Source organism: Halomonas salipaludis (assembly GCF_002286975.1).
Taxonomy (GTDB): Bacteria; Pseudomonadota; Gammaproteobacteria; order Pseudomonadales; family Halomonadaceae; genus Franzmannia; species Franzmannia salipaludis.
In genome coordinates, this window is the sequence record NZ_NSKB01000001.1 from 653,627 (window position 1) to 667,797 (window position 14,171).

11 protein-coding genes are annotated in these 14,171 nt (G+C 62.5%); 7 read left to right on the forward strand and 4 right to left on the reverse strand.

Annotated features, from left to right (window positions below; genetic code table 11):
• Positions 1 to 58 precede the first annotated feature (58 nt).
• A complete protein-coding gene (locus tag CK498_RS03295) occupies positions 59 to 1,561 on the reverse strand; it encodes a M81 family metallopeptidase (RefSeq protein ID WP_095619416.1) in 1,503 nt (500 codons plus the stop codon).
• A gap of 177 nt (positions 1,562 to 1,738) precedes the next feature.
• Between CK498_RS03295 and CK498_RS03300 the strand changes: the two genes are divergently transcribed.
• Both CK498_RS03300 and CK498_RS03305 read left to right on the forward strand, forming a co-directional pair.
• Positions 1,739 to 2,548, forward strand: coding sequence for an IclR family transcriptional regulator (locus tag CK498_RS03300; protein ID WP_095619417.1), 810 nt, complete (start codon positions 1,739 to 1,741; stop codon positions 2,546 to 2,548).
• 132 nt (positions 2,549 to 2,680) lie between these two features.
• Entirely contained in the window at positions 2,681 to 3,877 is a 1,197-nt protein-coding gene (locus CK498_RS03305; RefSeq protein WP_095619418.1) for a serine hydrolase domain-containing protein, read from the forward strand.
• Positions 3,878 to 4,748: 871 nt separating this feature from the next.
• Here the strand turns inward: CK498_RS03305 and CK498_RS03310 are convergent.
• Both CK498_RS03310 and CK498_RS03315 read right to left on the reverse strand, forming a co-directional pair.
• Complete coding sequence (locus CK498_RS03310) at positions 4,749 to 5,639, reverse strand: glycine betaine ABC transporter substrate-binding protein (protein ID WP_095619419.1); 891 nt, start codon at positions 5,637 to 5,639, stop codon at positions 4,749 to 4,751.
• 39 nt (positions 5,640 to 5,678) lie between these two features.
• The gene (locus tag CK498_RS03315) at positions 5,679 to 6,938 is read right to left on the reverse strand and encodes a M24 family metallopeptidase (RefSeq protein ID WP_095619420.1); all 1,260 of its coding nucleotides are present in this window, start codon (positions 6,936 to 6,938) and stop codon (positions 5,679 to 5,681) included.
• Between the two features lie 125 nt (positions 6,939 to 7,063).
• Between CK498_RS03315 and CK498_RS03320 the strand changes: the two genes are divergently transcribed.
• From CK498_RS03320 to CK498_RS03340, 5 genes are all read left to right on the forward strand, one after another.
• A complete protein-coding gene (locus CK498_RS03320; RefSeq protein ID WP_095619421.1) occupies positions 7,064 to 7,996 on the forward strand; it encodes a LysR substrate-binding domain-containing protein in 933 nt (310 codons plus the stop codon).
• 232 nt (positions 7,997 to 8,228) lie between these two features.
• Complete coding sequence (locus tag CK498_RS03325; protein ID WP_095619422.1) at positions 8,229 to 9,530, forward strand: DUF3100 domain-containing protein; 1,302 nt, start codon at positions 8,229 to 8,231, stop codon at positions 9,528 to 9,530.
• A gap of 10 nt (positions 9,531 to 9,540) precedes the next feature.
• Positions 9,541 to 10,728, forward strand: coding sequence for a M20 aminoacylase family protein (locus CK498_RS03330; protein ID WP_229358933.1), 1,188 nt, complete (start codon positions 9,541 to 9,543; stop codon positions 10,726 to 10,728).
• Between the two features lie 13 nt (positions 10,729 to 10,741).
• A complete protein-coding gene (locus CK498_RS03335; RefSeq protein ID WP_229358934.1) occupies positions 10,742 to 11,650 on the forward strand; it encodes an NAD(P)-dependent oxidoreductase in 909 nt (302 codons plus the stop codon).
• Complete coding sequence (locus tag CK498_RS03340) at positions 11,647 to 13,197, forward strand: aldehyde dehydrogenase family protein (protein WP_095619424.1); 1,551 nt, start codon at positions 11,647 to 11,649, stop codon at positions 13,195 to 13,197. Before CK498_RS03335 ends, CK498_RS03340 begins: the two co-directional genes overlap by 4 nt.
• Positions 13,198 to 13,207: 10 nt before the next feature.
• On the opposite strand, the gene CK498_RS03345 is transcribed toward CK498_RS03340, so the two are convergent.
• Positions 13,208 to 14,137, reverse strand: coding sequence for a LysR family transcriptional regulator (locus CK498_RS03345; protein ID WP_095619425.1), 930 nt, complete (start codon positions 14,135 to 14,137; stop codon positions 13,208 to 13,210).
• Positions 14,138 to 14,171 lie beyond the last annotated feature (34 nt).

Below are 14,171 nucleotides of genomic sequence, written 5' to 3' on the forward strand. Positions count from 1 at the left end.
CGTTGGGAATAAAGGCACGCCCCCATCACCGGCATCGTCAGTGATGCCACGGCTGCAGTCAGTCGACTGGATGGAAGGCATCACCAAGTGGGCCAAGACGCATGCCAGGCGTCAGATGCTTCCAGGGCAGATCGGAAGGGCTGAACGCCATCGGGCCGGGCGCAAGGCAAATCAAGATATGCGCTGCAATAGAAGTAAAGTCGGCTCGAAAATGCGTAGAACTTTTGACCACTAGAATATCGGTCGTTTCTGGCTCGATACCCACAAAGCGGAACATCTCACGGTCAGCTAGTTGGGCTTTGTGGGTGGTAACCACGACCCTGACACCGCCAATACGCAAGCAGGCGGAAAGGCCAAGATCAAGCGATGCACCACCGTAGTACGAGCCTCGTGCAGTCAAGTGGCCATCCGACAATGTCTCAACGGTCGCTATCACCTGATAGGGACTATCGCCTACCACACCAGACTGGCCTCCCAAGTCGAATGCCAGACTCGCCCCCTCGCCAGCCTTATGTGCTTCGAGCGCCGCGTCGGGGTCGACCAGGAGACCCAGGGCCGCGTCCGCCACCTCAGCTTCGACCAGCGCACGCAGCATGCCGGTGGTATTGGAATCACCACCAGCCCCCGGGTTGTCCTGGGTATCGGCAAGCACCACAGGCCCGACCGAGCCAGCCTTAACAAGCCGTTGGGCCTCCGATACCCCTTCAGCGGCAGAAAATGTTTGCCCCACAAAGCTCACCTCAGCCTTGGCAAACTCATCAGCCAGCTGCTCGACCGCGGCGTTGGCGTCAGAACCATAGGCCACCAGACTCGGGCCACACTCGTTAAAATCAGCCGCCGGAAAGCCCATGAATAGCGAGGCACTGATAACTGACTCCCCCTCTAGCTCAGCGAGACGCGCATACAGCGACGCAGCCGGCTCGAGGTCGGTAGACTGCCAAGGGATAGGGATCAAATAGTCAAGGCGGCGAAAAGCCTTGGTGGGCTGGGTACCGGATCTCATTAAATAATCCAGGCCCTCTGCGGCACGCCGGCCGGTTTCCGCCATATCCACATGGGGGTAGGTGCGAAACCCTACCAGCATATCCGCCATATCCACCATTCGAGCAGTGATATTGCCGTGCAGATCCAAACACGCCACCACCGGCATAGAAGGGCCCACGACGGCTCTCACTCGTGCCAGCAGCTCGCCCTCACCATCGTCCAGATGTTCGCAAACCATGGCGCCATGGAGGTCGAGAAAGACGCCGTCTAGTGGACCCGCAGCCGACAGCCGAGTCACCAGTGCCTCGGCGATATCCTCGAAGGCCTCCTTGGTGACATGCGCAGAAGGAATGGCGCCCGCCCACAGAAGTGGCAGCATCTGCCAGTCACACTCGCCTCCACGCTCCACAGCCCCGGATATGCCCAGGTTTATTCCTCGACAAGCACTGAACATGGTGTCGTCGTGCACCATGGGCATGTAACCACCGCCCTGTACGAAATCAGCGTAGGTCGCTCGGGTCGGTGCGAAGGTATTGGTCTCATGCAGAAACCCTCCCATTGCTACGCGGTAAGTCATTGTTATTTTTTCCTTTATACAGGGAAGCAGAACCTCTGCTTAGCGGCCATTTCGTCAACAAGGGTAATCTCTGAAATGGACACAAAGTATCGCCCAGCGATACAATCGTATTGTTTTATTGATCACCATCAACCTTAGTCGCAACGTTACGATCACGCAAACATAACGGAAAATATTATGCAGCGAACCATGAGATCTCTTTTGAATCAGCGTGTTATTACTGAAAACCAGAGAAACGACCCGCTGTTCCTGCAGTCCGTTGCCAGAGCCATGCAGGTCCTCTCGGCATTTCATACGGCTGATGGCGCCATGAGTCTGTCTGAGATCGCCCAGCAGGCCGGGATCGACAGGAGCGCCGCACAGCGAATTGTTCATACCTTGCGCGAACTGGGCTATCTCAAACGTGATAATGAGAATAGCGGCTTTCTTCCTGAGCTCAGGATTCTCGATCACACTCTCGATTACTTAAGTCTCAATCCAGTAATACGCAACGCCACCCCGGTGCTGTTGGAGCTAAGGCGTAATATTCGCGAGCGAGTCGACCTCAGCCTCTTCGATGACACTCGCGTGGTTTACGCTGCCCGTATGCAAAGCAAGCGGGAAACGTTTTTTGCCACTCTGGTTGGCCATAGCGTGCCCACCTTCTGCAGCTCGGGCGGGCGGGCCATCCTCTCACGCCTTAATGACAACGAGGTGCGTGATATCCTTGACAGGTCCGACCTAAACCCAGTCACGCCACGTACGATTACTGACCCTGTCGCCATTCTTGACAAGGTCCAAGAGGCCCGTGAACAAGGTTATGCATTGGCAAGAGAAGAAATTCTCATCGGAGAAATCGCGCTAGGCGTGGCCATCACCGACAAACATGACCGTCCCTGTGGCGCGATACACGTGGCTGGCTCGCTAAGCGATTGGACAACCGACGCATTTCGAGACCGCGTCTTCCCACTTGCGTCGGAAGCTGCCAGGGCGATATCGCGCTTTTGAAGCCTGCCCGGACGCAGTCCATTGCCCAGCAGCGCATAAAGGGATATTTGAACGCCGATTTGCCGCATGTCTCAGGCTGTGCCAGGGTTAGCAGTGTTATGGAAAATTCAACAACAAGAGGAATTATAAACCATGGCTGCCCCCCCCACCCTCAGCACACTTACCATCGGCCTGGTCATTGCCGCACTCCCCCTGAGCGTCGCCATGGCGGGCGCTGACTCAACGGTAAGCGTCCGTGACCTCTACGACGGCAAGCTCATGCCCGACGAGCAGGTCACAGCCTATCGCAACATAGATGCGCTGTTTCCATCCCGCACTGTCAGGGCATCATCAACGCCCCACGCCTTTGGCGAGCGCGAGGTGGACGTTGAGGGTTTCACCTTTACCGACGATGACACCACCTACGATCTCTACGACTTCATGTCGCTCAACCGCGTCAGTGGTTTGATCGTCGTGCACGACAACGACATCGTCTTCGAGCAGTACGCCCTGGGCAACGACCGGGACACGCGCTGGATGTCGATGTCCGTGGTCAAGTCTATCGCCTCCACGCTGATTGGCGCCGCGATTCAGGACGGCCATATTGGCAGTCTCGACGACAATGTCGTGGAGTACGTACCAGAGCTAGCGGGCAGCGGCTACGATGGCGCCACAGTGGAACATATCCTGCTGATGGCCTCAGGGGTCGCCTGGGATGAGACCTACGACGATCCGGACTCGGACCGCCGCGAGATGCTGGAGCGCCAGATTGCCCAGGAGAGCGGCGCCATTGTGCAGCAGCTGGCCGAGCTCGAGCGCGTGGCAGCCCCCGGGGAGGTGTGGAACTACAGTACTGGTGAAACGCAGCTGCTGGCTGCCATCATCGAAGGGGCCGTCGGCACCAGCGTGTCCGATTACCTCTCGGACACCCTCTGGGCAAGCTATGGCATGGAGCACGACGCTGCGTGGTGGCTAGACGGCGAAGATGGCCAGGAAATTGGCGGTAGCGGCCTTCTGGCGACGCTGCGCGACTATGCCCGGTTCGGCCAATTCTTCCTCGATGAGGGGCAGGCAACCGATGGAGAGCGGATCTTGCCAGAAGGCTGGGTTGAAGCCGCCGGGCGTGGCCATGACATTGGCGGTGAGCCTATCGCCTATGGCTATTCATGGTGGCCGGTGGGTGATGAGGGTGCCTTTGCCGCCGTTGGCATTTTCGGCCAGTGGGTGTTTATTCATCCTGACAAGAACATCGTGATCGCCATGACCGGCGCGCAACCGAAGTCGCTCGGCTTCGAGATTGTCCCGGTAAGCCGGTTTTTCCACGCTCTCGCGGATGCCATCACCGAATAGCCTTTCAAGCGGCTCCCACAATTGCCTTGACGCCACTCCCACATTTACCTTGGCGCCACTCCCCTGTGGGAGCGAATTCATTCGCGATGGCAGCGCGCAGCGCTGCCGGCCAACCCAACCCATCGTGACTGAAGTCACTCCTACAATTGCCTTGGCGCCACTCCCGGTGGGAGCGAATTCATTCGCGATTGCAGCGCGCAGCGCTGCCAAAATAACCCAACCCCATCGTGACTGAAGTCACTCCCACAATTGCCTTGGCGCCACTCCCGGTGGGAGCGAATTCATTCGCGATTGCAGCGCGCAGCGCTGCCAAAATAACCCAACCCCATCGTGACTGAAGTCACTCCTACATTTGCCAACGGCGCTACTCCCTGTAGGAGCGAATTCATTCGCGATAGCAGCGCGCAGCGCTGCCGGCCAACCCACCCCATCGTGACTGAAGTCACTCCCACCTTTGCCAACGGCGCCACTCCCTGTGGGAGCGAATTCATTCGCGATTGCAGCGCGCAGCGCTGCCGGCCAACCCGCCCCATCGTGACTGAAGTCACTCCTACATTTGCCAACGGCGCCACTCCCTGTGGGAGCGAATTCATTCGCGATGGCAGCGCGCAGCGCTGCCGGCCAACCCGCCCCATCGTGACTGAAGTCACTCCTACATTTGCCAACGGCGCCACTCCCTGTAGGAGCGAATTCATTCGCGATTGCAGCGCGCAGCGCTGCCGGCCAACCCACCCCATCGTGACTAAAGTCACTCCCACCTTTGCCAACGGCGCAACTATCACACCCTGGTGCTGAAAGACGACAACGCCGCCTCAATGATCGCGTGGCGGCGTGTCATGGCTCGTTTGTGTTAGCGCACTAGCGTTTGGCATTAGCCTTCGATCGCAGCGTCACCGGCATCGATCCACTCCTCGATCAGATCGCGGTTCTCCTCGATCCAGTGGCGAGCACCGGCTACCGGATCGTCGCGTTGCTCGATCTCTGCCATCAGGCTGCCAAGGCTGTCATCGTCCATCATCCAGGCATCCAGCACGGCGCTCAGCCAAGGATCATCGCTGGCAAAGTCCTTACGTGAGAACCAGTAGATAGTCTCGCTATCGCCAAAGATGTTCTGAGGGTCCTCCAGATACTTGAGATCATACTCCGCGAAGGCCCAGTGCGGGCTCCACAGCGTCACGACGATATTTTCCTCACGCGTGATGGCGTCATCCAAGGCAGCCATCATGGCAGGGTCGGAGCTGTTGATCTGGGTCATGGGCAGATCGTAAGCCTCGATGGCGTCGTCGGCCAGGCCGGCGATGGCGGATCCGGAATCGATGCCCAAAATGGCGGGCCTGCCCTGGTACTCGAAAAGGGCCTCGTGTTCGACGAGCTCGGGAATGCTATCGATTTCCGCATAGCTGGGCACCACCAGGCCAAGCCCAGTGCCCTCATACCAACCGTCGTGCACGTCGATTTGCGCTTCATACGGCTCCAGGAAGTTGGCATCGGTGACTGGCAGCCAGATCTCCAGGGAGATATCGAAATCCTCATTCGCCAAGCCGCTGTAGATCACGCTCTTGCCGGCTTCCGTGAGGTTCACCTCGTAACCGTGCTCTTCCTCGAGCACCAACTTCCACATGTTGGCGACAGCAACGTTCTCGGCCCAGTTGTTCATGCCGATGGTGATGTCACGCGTCTCGGCCTGGGCAGTGTTAAGGGCAGTGCCGGCCACTACCAGGCCAGCAACGGTCATGAGGGGAAGGTATCGAGTCGTTGTCATATTGTCTCCTTCAGTGTGGTTACAGTGGGGTGATGCGGCTCACGGGACCAGCAGGCTCTCCTCGAAGGGAAAGCGTGAAAGCAGCCGCGTACCGGTCTCGGTGACCAGCAGCTGCTCTTCGAGCTTGACGCCCTCACGTCCACCCTCGGCGCCGATGTAGCTTTCCACGCAGAGTGTCATGCCGGGCTGTATCTCACCGTCATAGCCAGCATCGGGAAAGTCATGGATGTGGTAGAGATAGGGGTATTCACCGGTCATGCCGACCCCATGCGCCGAGAGGTAGTAGCGGTTCGCATGAAAACGCGAGGGGATGTCCCAGGCGCGCTCGGCATAGTCTCGAAAACCCATTCCCGGCTTGATGATCGAGATGTTGTGCTGGACCTGTTCATTGGCCAGCCGGTAGAGCTCACGCTGTTCCGCGCTGGGGCGGTCTGGGCCGACATGAAAGGTGCGCGAGAAATCCGAGTAGTAGCCGTGGCAGCCGACAACATCGGTATCCAGGGCGACCAGTTCATTAGCCTGCAGCGGCTTCTGGCCGGTTTCCTGGAACCACGGATTGGTGCGCTGGCCGGAGTTGAGTAAGCGCGTTTCGCAATAGTCGCCGTCGCGCTCGATGATCGCTTGATGAAGGACCGACCATAGCGCGTTCTCGGTAACCCCAGGGCGTATGGACTCGCGCAGGGCTGCCACACCGGCTTCGGTAGCACGCAGCGAGGCAATAGCGCACTTCACTTCTTCCGGCGACTTGATGCAGCGTGCCAGCTCCACCGGCTGTTGCGCATCGACCAGGCGAACGCCAAGTTCAGACAGGGCAATGGCGCTGCCAGCGTTCATGCGCTCCATGCCGACTCGAGCGCCAGCCCCCCCCTCTGCATCGAGGAGGGACTTCATTTCTCTGGCCCAGGCTTTTTCGCGTTGCGCGATATCCGGCCCTGCGGCGACGAAGCTCGCCGTCATCGCTGGGCGTATCTGGTCGATGGTTTCCAAGCCCTCGGCGAGGTGCTCGCATCCGGTGAATTCGAAGAGGATGACCCGATGATCGGTCACCAAACAGTAACGCGCCGGTGTATTACGAGCGCTGAACACCTGCATGTTCCGCGCGCCGGTGGCATAGCGGATGTTGACAGGATCCGAGAGGATCAAGGCGCCGATATCCAGCCGTTGCATCATTTCGCGGACCCGCCTCAGGCGGTAGCCACGCACCGCCACCAGGTCGATCTCGCCCTCCATCTCGCTTGTGCCTACCAAGTCGAGGGGGTGGCGGTTGCTGCGTTCGGCATGCCAGTCGAAGTTGGCCATGACACCTCTGTCTGAACGTCGCTTTTGATAAGATAGACTTTCTTAAAAGTAGTCCCCTCATCCTATATTCTTGGTTATTGGAAGTGTATGGTCTCTCTTGTTATGGAAATCAGTAAGAATAACTTATGAAAAGCTTTCGCCACCGGTTACCACCGCTATATGCCTTGATGGTTTTTGAGGCGGCCGCAAGAGAACAGAACTTCTCGCGGGCAGCACGAGAGCTGCACGTCTCTCAGGCGGCCGTCAGCCAACAAGTTCGGCACCTGGAGGCGTACCTGGAGACGCCGCTGTTTCGCCGCCAGGGACGAGGCGTGACGCTCACCCGTCCCGGGGAGCTGCTCAAGGAGCGGGTCAATGCGGCGCTAAGCTATTTAGTGGATGCCGTAGAGGAAGCGACTCTGCCTCAGCAGTCGCTCGGCGTCAGCCTTTCCGCCAACACCGCCATGTCACATCTCTGGTTAAGCCCCGCCATACACGCCTTCCGTCGCCACTATCGCGATGAAGCGCTTCACCTGCGCATGGTCACCAGCGACCGCAGTAGCGACCTCATCGCCGATGACATCGATATCGCCCTGCTCTACGACACCCCACCGCGCCCAGGCTGGCAAATGGAGCCCTTGTTCGAAGAGTGCCTCTTCCCAGTAGCGGCCCCACACTACCTGGACCAGCATGGGCGACGCCTGGACTCGGCCAAGGCCTTGCTCGACCACCGACTGCTGGACTTCGAGCGAATCGAGCCCAACTGGGTGAACTGGGAGCGCTGGTTCTCTGCCCTGGGTATCGAGGCAAATAACCTGGCTCCGGAGAGCGTATTCAACAGCTATTCGCTGCTGCTCGATGCCGCGGAACAGGGGCACGGCGTGGCGCTAGGCACACGCCATCAGATTGATGCGCGTCTCGCGGATGGTGCGCTTGAACGGCTCGGCAGCTTTCAAGTGACCACCGGGTGCCACTACTGGCTGGCCCTACGCCATGACAGCAAGGCCAATCGCGAAGCACGCCAACTGGCAGACTGGCTGCGCGCTTGGGTGGAAGCGGACCAAAGCCGGCAATCGTGACTACTGAAGGACCTTCGAAATAGTGGTTTGTCGCCATACCCATTGTGGGAGCGAATTCATTCGCGATAGCAGCGCGCAGCGCTGCCGGCAAAGACCTCCGCACAGCCTCACGGCCCATGATCTAAAAATAAGAACACTTGCCACCTTTCATTAGCGCATGGGGCTTCACAATACTCAGGGACGCACACCACAGGCATAGCAACAATCACAATCCGACCAGGAAGGACGTCCCATGCCTCTTTCGACGCTACTCGACTGGCGCCTGCACGCGCTGGTCATACTCATATCGCTACTCTCGGAATTCGTCGGTATCCAGCAGATCCCCATGGGGCCCGGCACCCTGCTGCTGTTACCGCTGTTCTACGCCTTCGTCCTCGGCGTGATTCTCAACCCCAACGTCACGCGCACCGCGGCTAAGGTACTCCCCCAACGGATCAGCGAGGCCGCCGGCCCACTGATCCTGCTGTCGATCATGCCGTTCATCGCACGCTTCGGCTCTACCATCGGCCCCGCCATCGAAGACCTCATCGATGCCGGCCCGGCGCTGATTCTCCAGGAGCTGGGCAACCTCGGCACCATGCTGATCGCGCTTCCCGTCGCCGTGCTGGTATTCAAGATGGGCCGCGAAGCCATCGGCGCCACCTACTCGATCGCCCGCGAACCCAATATTGCCGTGATCTCCGACAAGTACGGCCTCAAGGGCCCGGAAGGCATCGGCGTGATGGGCACCTACGTGGTCGGCACCATGTTCGGTACCCTGTGGTTTGCGCTGATGGCCGGCTATATCACCTCGCTGGACATCCTCGACCCGCGCGCCCTGGCCATGGCCTGCGGCGTGGGTAGCGGCAGCATGGTCGCCGCCTGCTCGGCCGCAATCGCAGGGACGCTACCAGAGATGCGCGACGAGCTGCTCGCCTTCTCCGGCGCCAGCAACCTGATGACCTACGCCACCGGGCTCTACCTGACGCTGTTCGTGGCGCTGCCCATCGCCGAGAAGCTCTACTCTCTGCTGAGCGGCAAGCGCAAGGCCAAGCCGGTGGGTGCTCAGGTCACCGCCAGCAATAGCGGCGTTGACAGCGACATTCCCGCCGAGCCGCGCCCCGAGCAGGACCTCGGCAAGACCGCTATCGTCATGGCCGCGGCCTGTGCCGTCGCTTGGGTCGCCAACACCATCAACGGTGCCGGCCTGATCGAGGCCCTGCCCGGCATGCTGATCCTCTACGTGATGACCATGATCGGCCTGGCCGTCACGCGCTATGCGCCGTTCTACCTGCCCGGTGTGGCCTGGGTCTCGCTGGTCAGCATCCTGTTCACCCTGCCCTGGACCCCAGGCAATGCCTGGCTTGTCGAACAGCTCAGCGCGGTCAACTTCCTGGCCATCGTCACGCCGGTGCTGGCCTATGCCGGCCTGGCGCTGACCACTCGCGAATTGAAGATGTTCCGCCAGGCCGGCTGGAAGCTGGTGATCCTGGCCCTGCTGGTCTTCACCGGCACCTTCGTTTCGTCGGCGCTGATCGCCAACGCACTGCTGTGAGGCCAGCACCATGAATACCAGCACCATGACCGACATACAGATCGACCCGGAGACGCTGCGCGAGTGGCGTCACGACTTCCACCAGCACCCGGAGACCGCCTTCGAAGAGCATCGCACCAGCCGCAGGATCGCCGAGATCCTGCGCGGGGCCGGGCTCGACATCGTCACCGGCCTGGGCGGCGGCACCGGCATCGTTGCCACCCTCGATGGCAACCTTGGCGAAGGGCCCAGCATCGGCCTGCGCGCCGATATCGACGCCCTGGATGTGCCCGAGGCCACCGGCCTCGCCTACGCCTCCCGCACCCCCGGCAAGATGCATGCGTGTGGCCACGACGGCCACACCACCATGCTGCTGGGAGCCGCCTGCCAGCTGGCCCGCGCGCCAGAGTTTGCCGGACGCGTCCACTTCATCTTCCAGCCCGCCGAGGAGAGCGAAGGCGGTGGCCGGGTGATGGTCGAGGAGGGCTTATTCGAGCGTTTTCCCATGGACGCCGTCTACGGCGTCCACAACTGGCCGGGGCTCGCCGTCGGCGAGGCCGCGGTGCACGACACCGCGGTGATGGCCGCCTTCGACGTCTTCACGCTCAGGCTCAAGGGCAGCGGCTGCCACGCCGCCATGCCGCACCTGGGCAGCGACGTGATACTCGCCGCCTCGCAGCTGGTTACCCAGCTGCAAGGACTGATCAGCCGCGAGACCCCGGCGCATCAGACGGCGGTGCTCAGCGTCACCCAGATCCATGCCGGCGACGCCTTCAACGTCATCCCCGAGACGCTGGAGCTGCGCGGTACCCTGCGCTGCTTCGATGAACCGCTGCGCCAGCATCTGGCCCAGCGCTTCGAGCAGGCGGTGGATGGGCTGGCCCAGTTCCACGGTCTGAAAGCTGACCTCGACTACCAACCGCGCTACCCGGCGACCTTCAACACCCCGGAGCACGCCCAACGCTGCGCCGAGGTACTCGAGACCATGCCGCAGATCGCCCGCGTGCACCGCGACCTGCCCCCCAGCATGGCCTCGGAGGACTTCGCCTTCATGCTGTGTGAACGCCCAGGCGCCTACATCTGGCTCGGCAACGGCGAACACAGCGCCGCCCTGCACAACCCCCACTACGACTTCAACGACGCCCTGTCGCCCATCGGCGTGAGCTACTGGACCCAGCTCGTCCAGACGCTGCTGGCCCAGCATCCCGACAGCCCGTGATATGGAGGTCCCCTTGATCAACTCCGTTACCGTCATCGGCCTGGGTAACATGGGCCGCGGCATGGCCCTGACCCTGCATAAGGCCGGCTTCCAGGTCCAAGGCAGCGATATCGACAGCGCAGCGCGAGAGCGTCTCTCCGCTGACGGTATCGACACCGCGGCGCCAGACGCCCTCGCGCCGAGCGACGCCTACCTGCTGTCGCTACCTACCTCAGCCCACGTCAGTACGGTGCTCGAGGAGGCGCCGGGCTTGTTGGCCAAGGCCCCCCGCGGCAGCCTGATCATCGACACGTCCACCAGCGACCCGGTCGAATCGCGACAGCTCGCCGCCAAGGTCATCGCCGCCGGCCTCGAGTGGCTCGACGCCCCGGTCAGCGGCGGTCCCAGCGGCGCCCATAGCGGGCAGCTCGGCATGCTGGTGGGAGGCGAAGCCTCCACCCTCGAACGCGCCCGACCACTGCTCGACGCGATGACCAAGAGCATCACCCACGTCGGCGAGGCCGGCAGCGGCCACGTGGTCAAGCTGGCCAACAACTACCTGTGTGCCGCCCACCTGCTGACCACCGCCGAAGCCGTGGCCATGGCCCAGCGCGCCGGCGTCGACCCGGCCGCCTGCCTGCAGGGGCTCAACAGCGGCTCGGGCCGCAGCGCCGTCAGCGAGGTCAACTTCCCGCGCTGGATCCTCGACGGGAGTTTCGACTCCGGCTTCAGCATGGGGTTGATGCGCAAGGACCTGCGCCTTGCCTACCAGACCGCCCAGCAGCTTGGCCTGGACGACAGCCTCCTCGAGCGGGTTCGCGATGCCTGGCACGACGAGCGCCTGGCGCTGGACGATGCCGACGACTTCAACCGCATTACCGTGCAGCTGCTGGAAGCGGCCAGGCAATACGCCGTCGACCAGCCCAAGGAGGACCGCACATGAACGCCCTCAATCAACAGGCCCGCGACCGCCTGGGCCTGCTGCTCGACGCCTACGGACTCGACCCGCAGCAGCCCAATGCCAACTGGGTAGACGGCCAGTTCGTCGGCGGTGACGGCGACACCATCACCCTGCAGGACCCGGTCACCAACCTGCCGCTGCTGCACTACCGGGACGCCGGCGAAGCGGTGGTCACGCAGGCCATCGAGGCCGCCCATAGCGCCCAGCAGGAGTGGATGGCGCTAAGCGCCAGCGAGCGCGGCCGGCGCATGCAGGCCGCCTCGCGCGGCCTGGAAGGTCATGAAGAGTCGCTGGCCAGGCTCGAGAGCCTGATCGCCGGCAAGCCGGTGCGCGACTGCCGTGGCGAAGTCGACAAGGTACGCGAGATGTTCGAGTACTACGCCGGCTGGTGCGACAAGCAGCACGGCGAGGTCGTCGACGTGCCCAGCTCCCACCTCAACTACGTGCAGCGCGTGCCCTACGGTGTGGTCGGCCAGATCACCCCCTGGAACGCCCCCATGTTTACCTGCGGTTGGCAGCTCGCCCCGGCGCTGGCCGCCGGCAACGCCGCGGTGCTCAAACCCTCGGAGCTCACCCCGCTGACCTCAGCGGTACTGGCCATGCTGCTGGAGCACAGCGGCCGCCTGCCTGCTGGGCTGATCAACATCGTCAACGGGCTCGGCCATACCACCGGCAGCGCCCTCACCACCCATCCGCAGATCGCCAAGCTGGTGTTCGTCGGCTCCCCCGAGACCGGCCGGCTGATCGCCGAGGCGGGGGCCCGCCGGCTGGTGCCCAGCGTGCTGGAGCTGGGCGGCAAATCGGCCAATATCGTGTTCAACGACGCCGCGCTCGACGACGCCGTGGCCGGCGCCCAGGCGGCGATCTTCGCGGCCGCCGGACAGAGCTGCGTGGCCGGCTCGCGGCTGCTGCTGCAGCAAGACATTGCGGAGAAATTCTGCCAGCGCCTGGCCGCCGCGGCGTCCACCATCGAGGTGGGCCTGCCAGGGGAAGACGAGACTCGCATGGGGCCCCTGCAGAACGCCGCCCAGTATCAGCGCGTGCGCCAGCTGATCGACGAGGCCATCGCCGAGGGCGCCGAACTGCTGACCGGTGGCACTAGGCCCGAGGGTCTGCCCGACGACGCCGCTCAGGGCAACTTCCTCGTCCCCACCGTGCTGACCAAGGTGCGACCGGAGATGGCCATCGCCCAGGAGGAAGTGTTCGGCCCGGTACTGGTGGTCATGACCTTCGAGGATGAGGCGGACGCTATCCAGCTTGCCAACGGCACCCCGTTCGGCCTGGCCGGCGCGGTGTGGAGTCAGGACACCGGCAAGGCACTGCGGGTCGCCCATCAGCTGCGCGCCGGCACGGTGTGGGTCAATGGCTACAAGAGCATCAACGTGATGTCGCCGTTCGGTGGCTTCGGTGACAGCGGCTACGGCCGCTCCAGCGGCCTCGACGGCCTGCGCGAGTACACCACCACTCGCAGCGTCTGGGTCGAAACCGCCCCCAAGGCCAGCGCCGCCATGGGCTACGGCAGCAACTAGCGCGCTACGTTCAGTGCTTGGCGGGCGGGTCGTCGCAGCGAAAGGCGCTCATCCAGTGCTGCAAGTGGCGCAGCAGCTGCAGCGCCGCCCGCGGCATCCGCCGGCCGACCCGTGTCACCATATGCGCGTTGGCCTCGCTGAAGCGACGCCCGACCACGCCGCGGGCCACCAGGGTGCCCTCCTCGAGCTCCCTGGCTGCGGCAAAGCGCGGCAATAGCGTCACACACAGCGAGGCACGCGCCGAATGCTTCAGCACCTCCAGCGAGCCGGTCTGGATCCCCACCACCGGCCGGTGACCGGCCTCGCGAAACGCCGCGTCCACTAGCGACCTGACCCCATGCCCGGGATGCCATAGCGCCATGGGATGGGTCGCCAGCTGCTCGATGGTGAGCGGCGCGCTGTCACCGGCCAAGGCATGACAGGGCGACATCAGCAGCACCAGCGGCTGGCGCGTCGAGCACCAGAAGCGCAGATGCGGGTGCACCTGCTCGTGGTACATCAAGCCGATATGCGCCTCATCGTTGACCACCGACTCGATGATCTGCTTGGTACTGCCGGTGTCCACCTCCAGGCGCACGCCGCGATGCGCCTCGGTGAATTCGCGCAGCGGATGGTCGATCACGTCGCCGACAAAGCCCTCGCCGACACACAGCGTGATCTGCCCGGTCTCCAGGCGCTGGTAGGCATCCAGCGCATCGCTGAACTCGCGGTCGAGCAGCGTGCGGCGCTGGCAATAGTCGAGCAGCATCTCCCCCACCGGCGTCGGGCGCACGCCGTCGCGGCGGCGCTCCAGCAAGCTGGCATCCAGCGCCGTCTCCAGCAGCCCGATCTGCCGGCTCACCGCCGAGGCAGCGATATCCAGTCGCGACGCCGCCGCCCTGATCGAACCGGTCTCGACCGTCAACTGGAAGTAGATCAAGCGCTGGTGAGGGATTTCCATACGTAGCTCTATTTTAGTGTAGGAGCGACTTCAG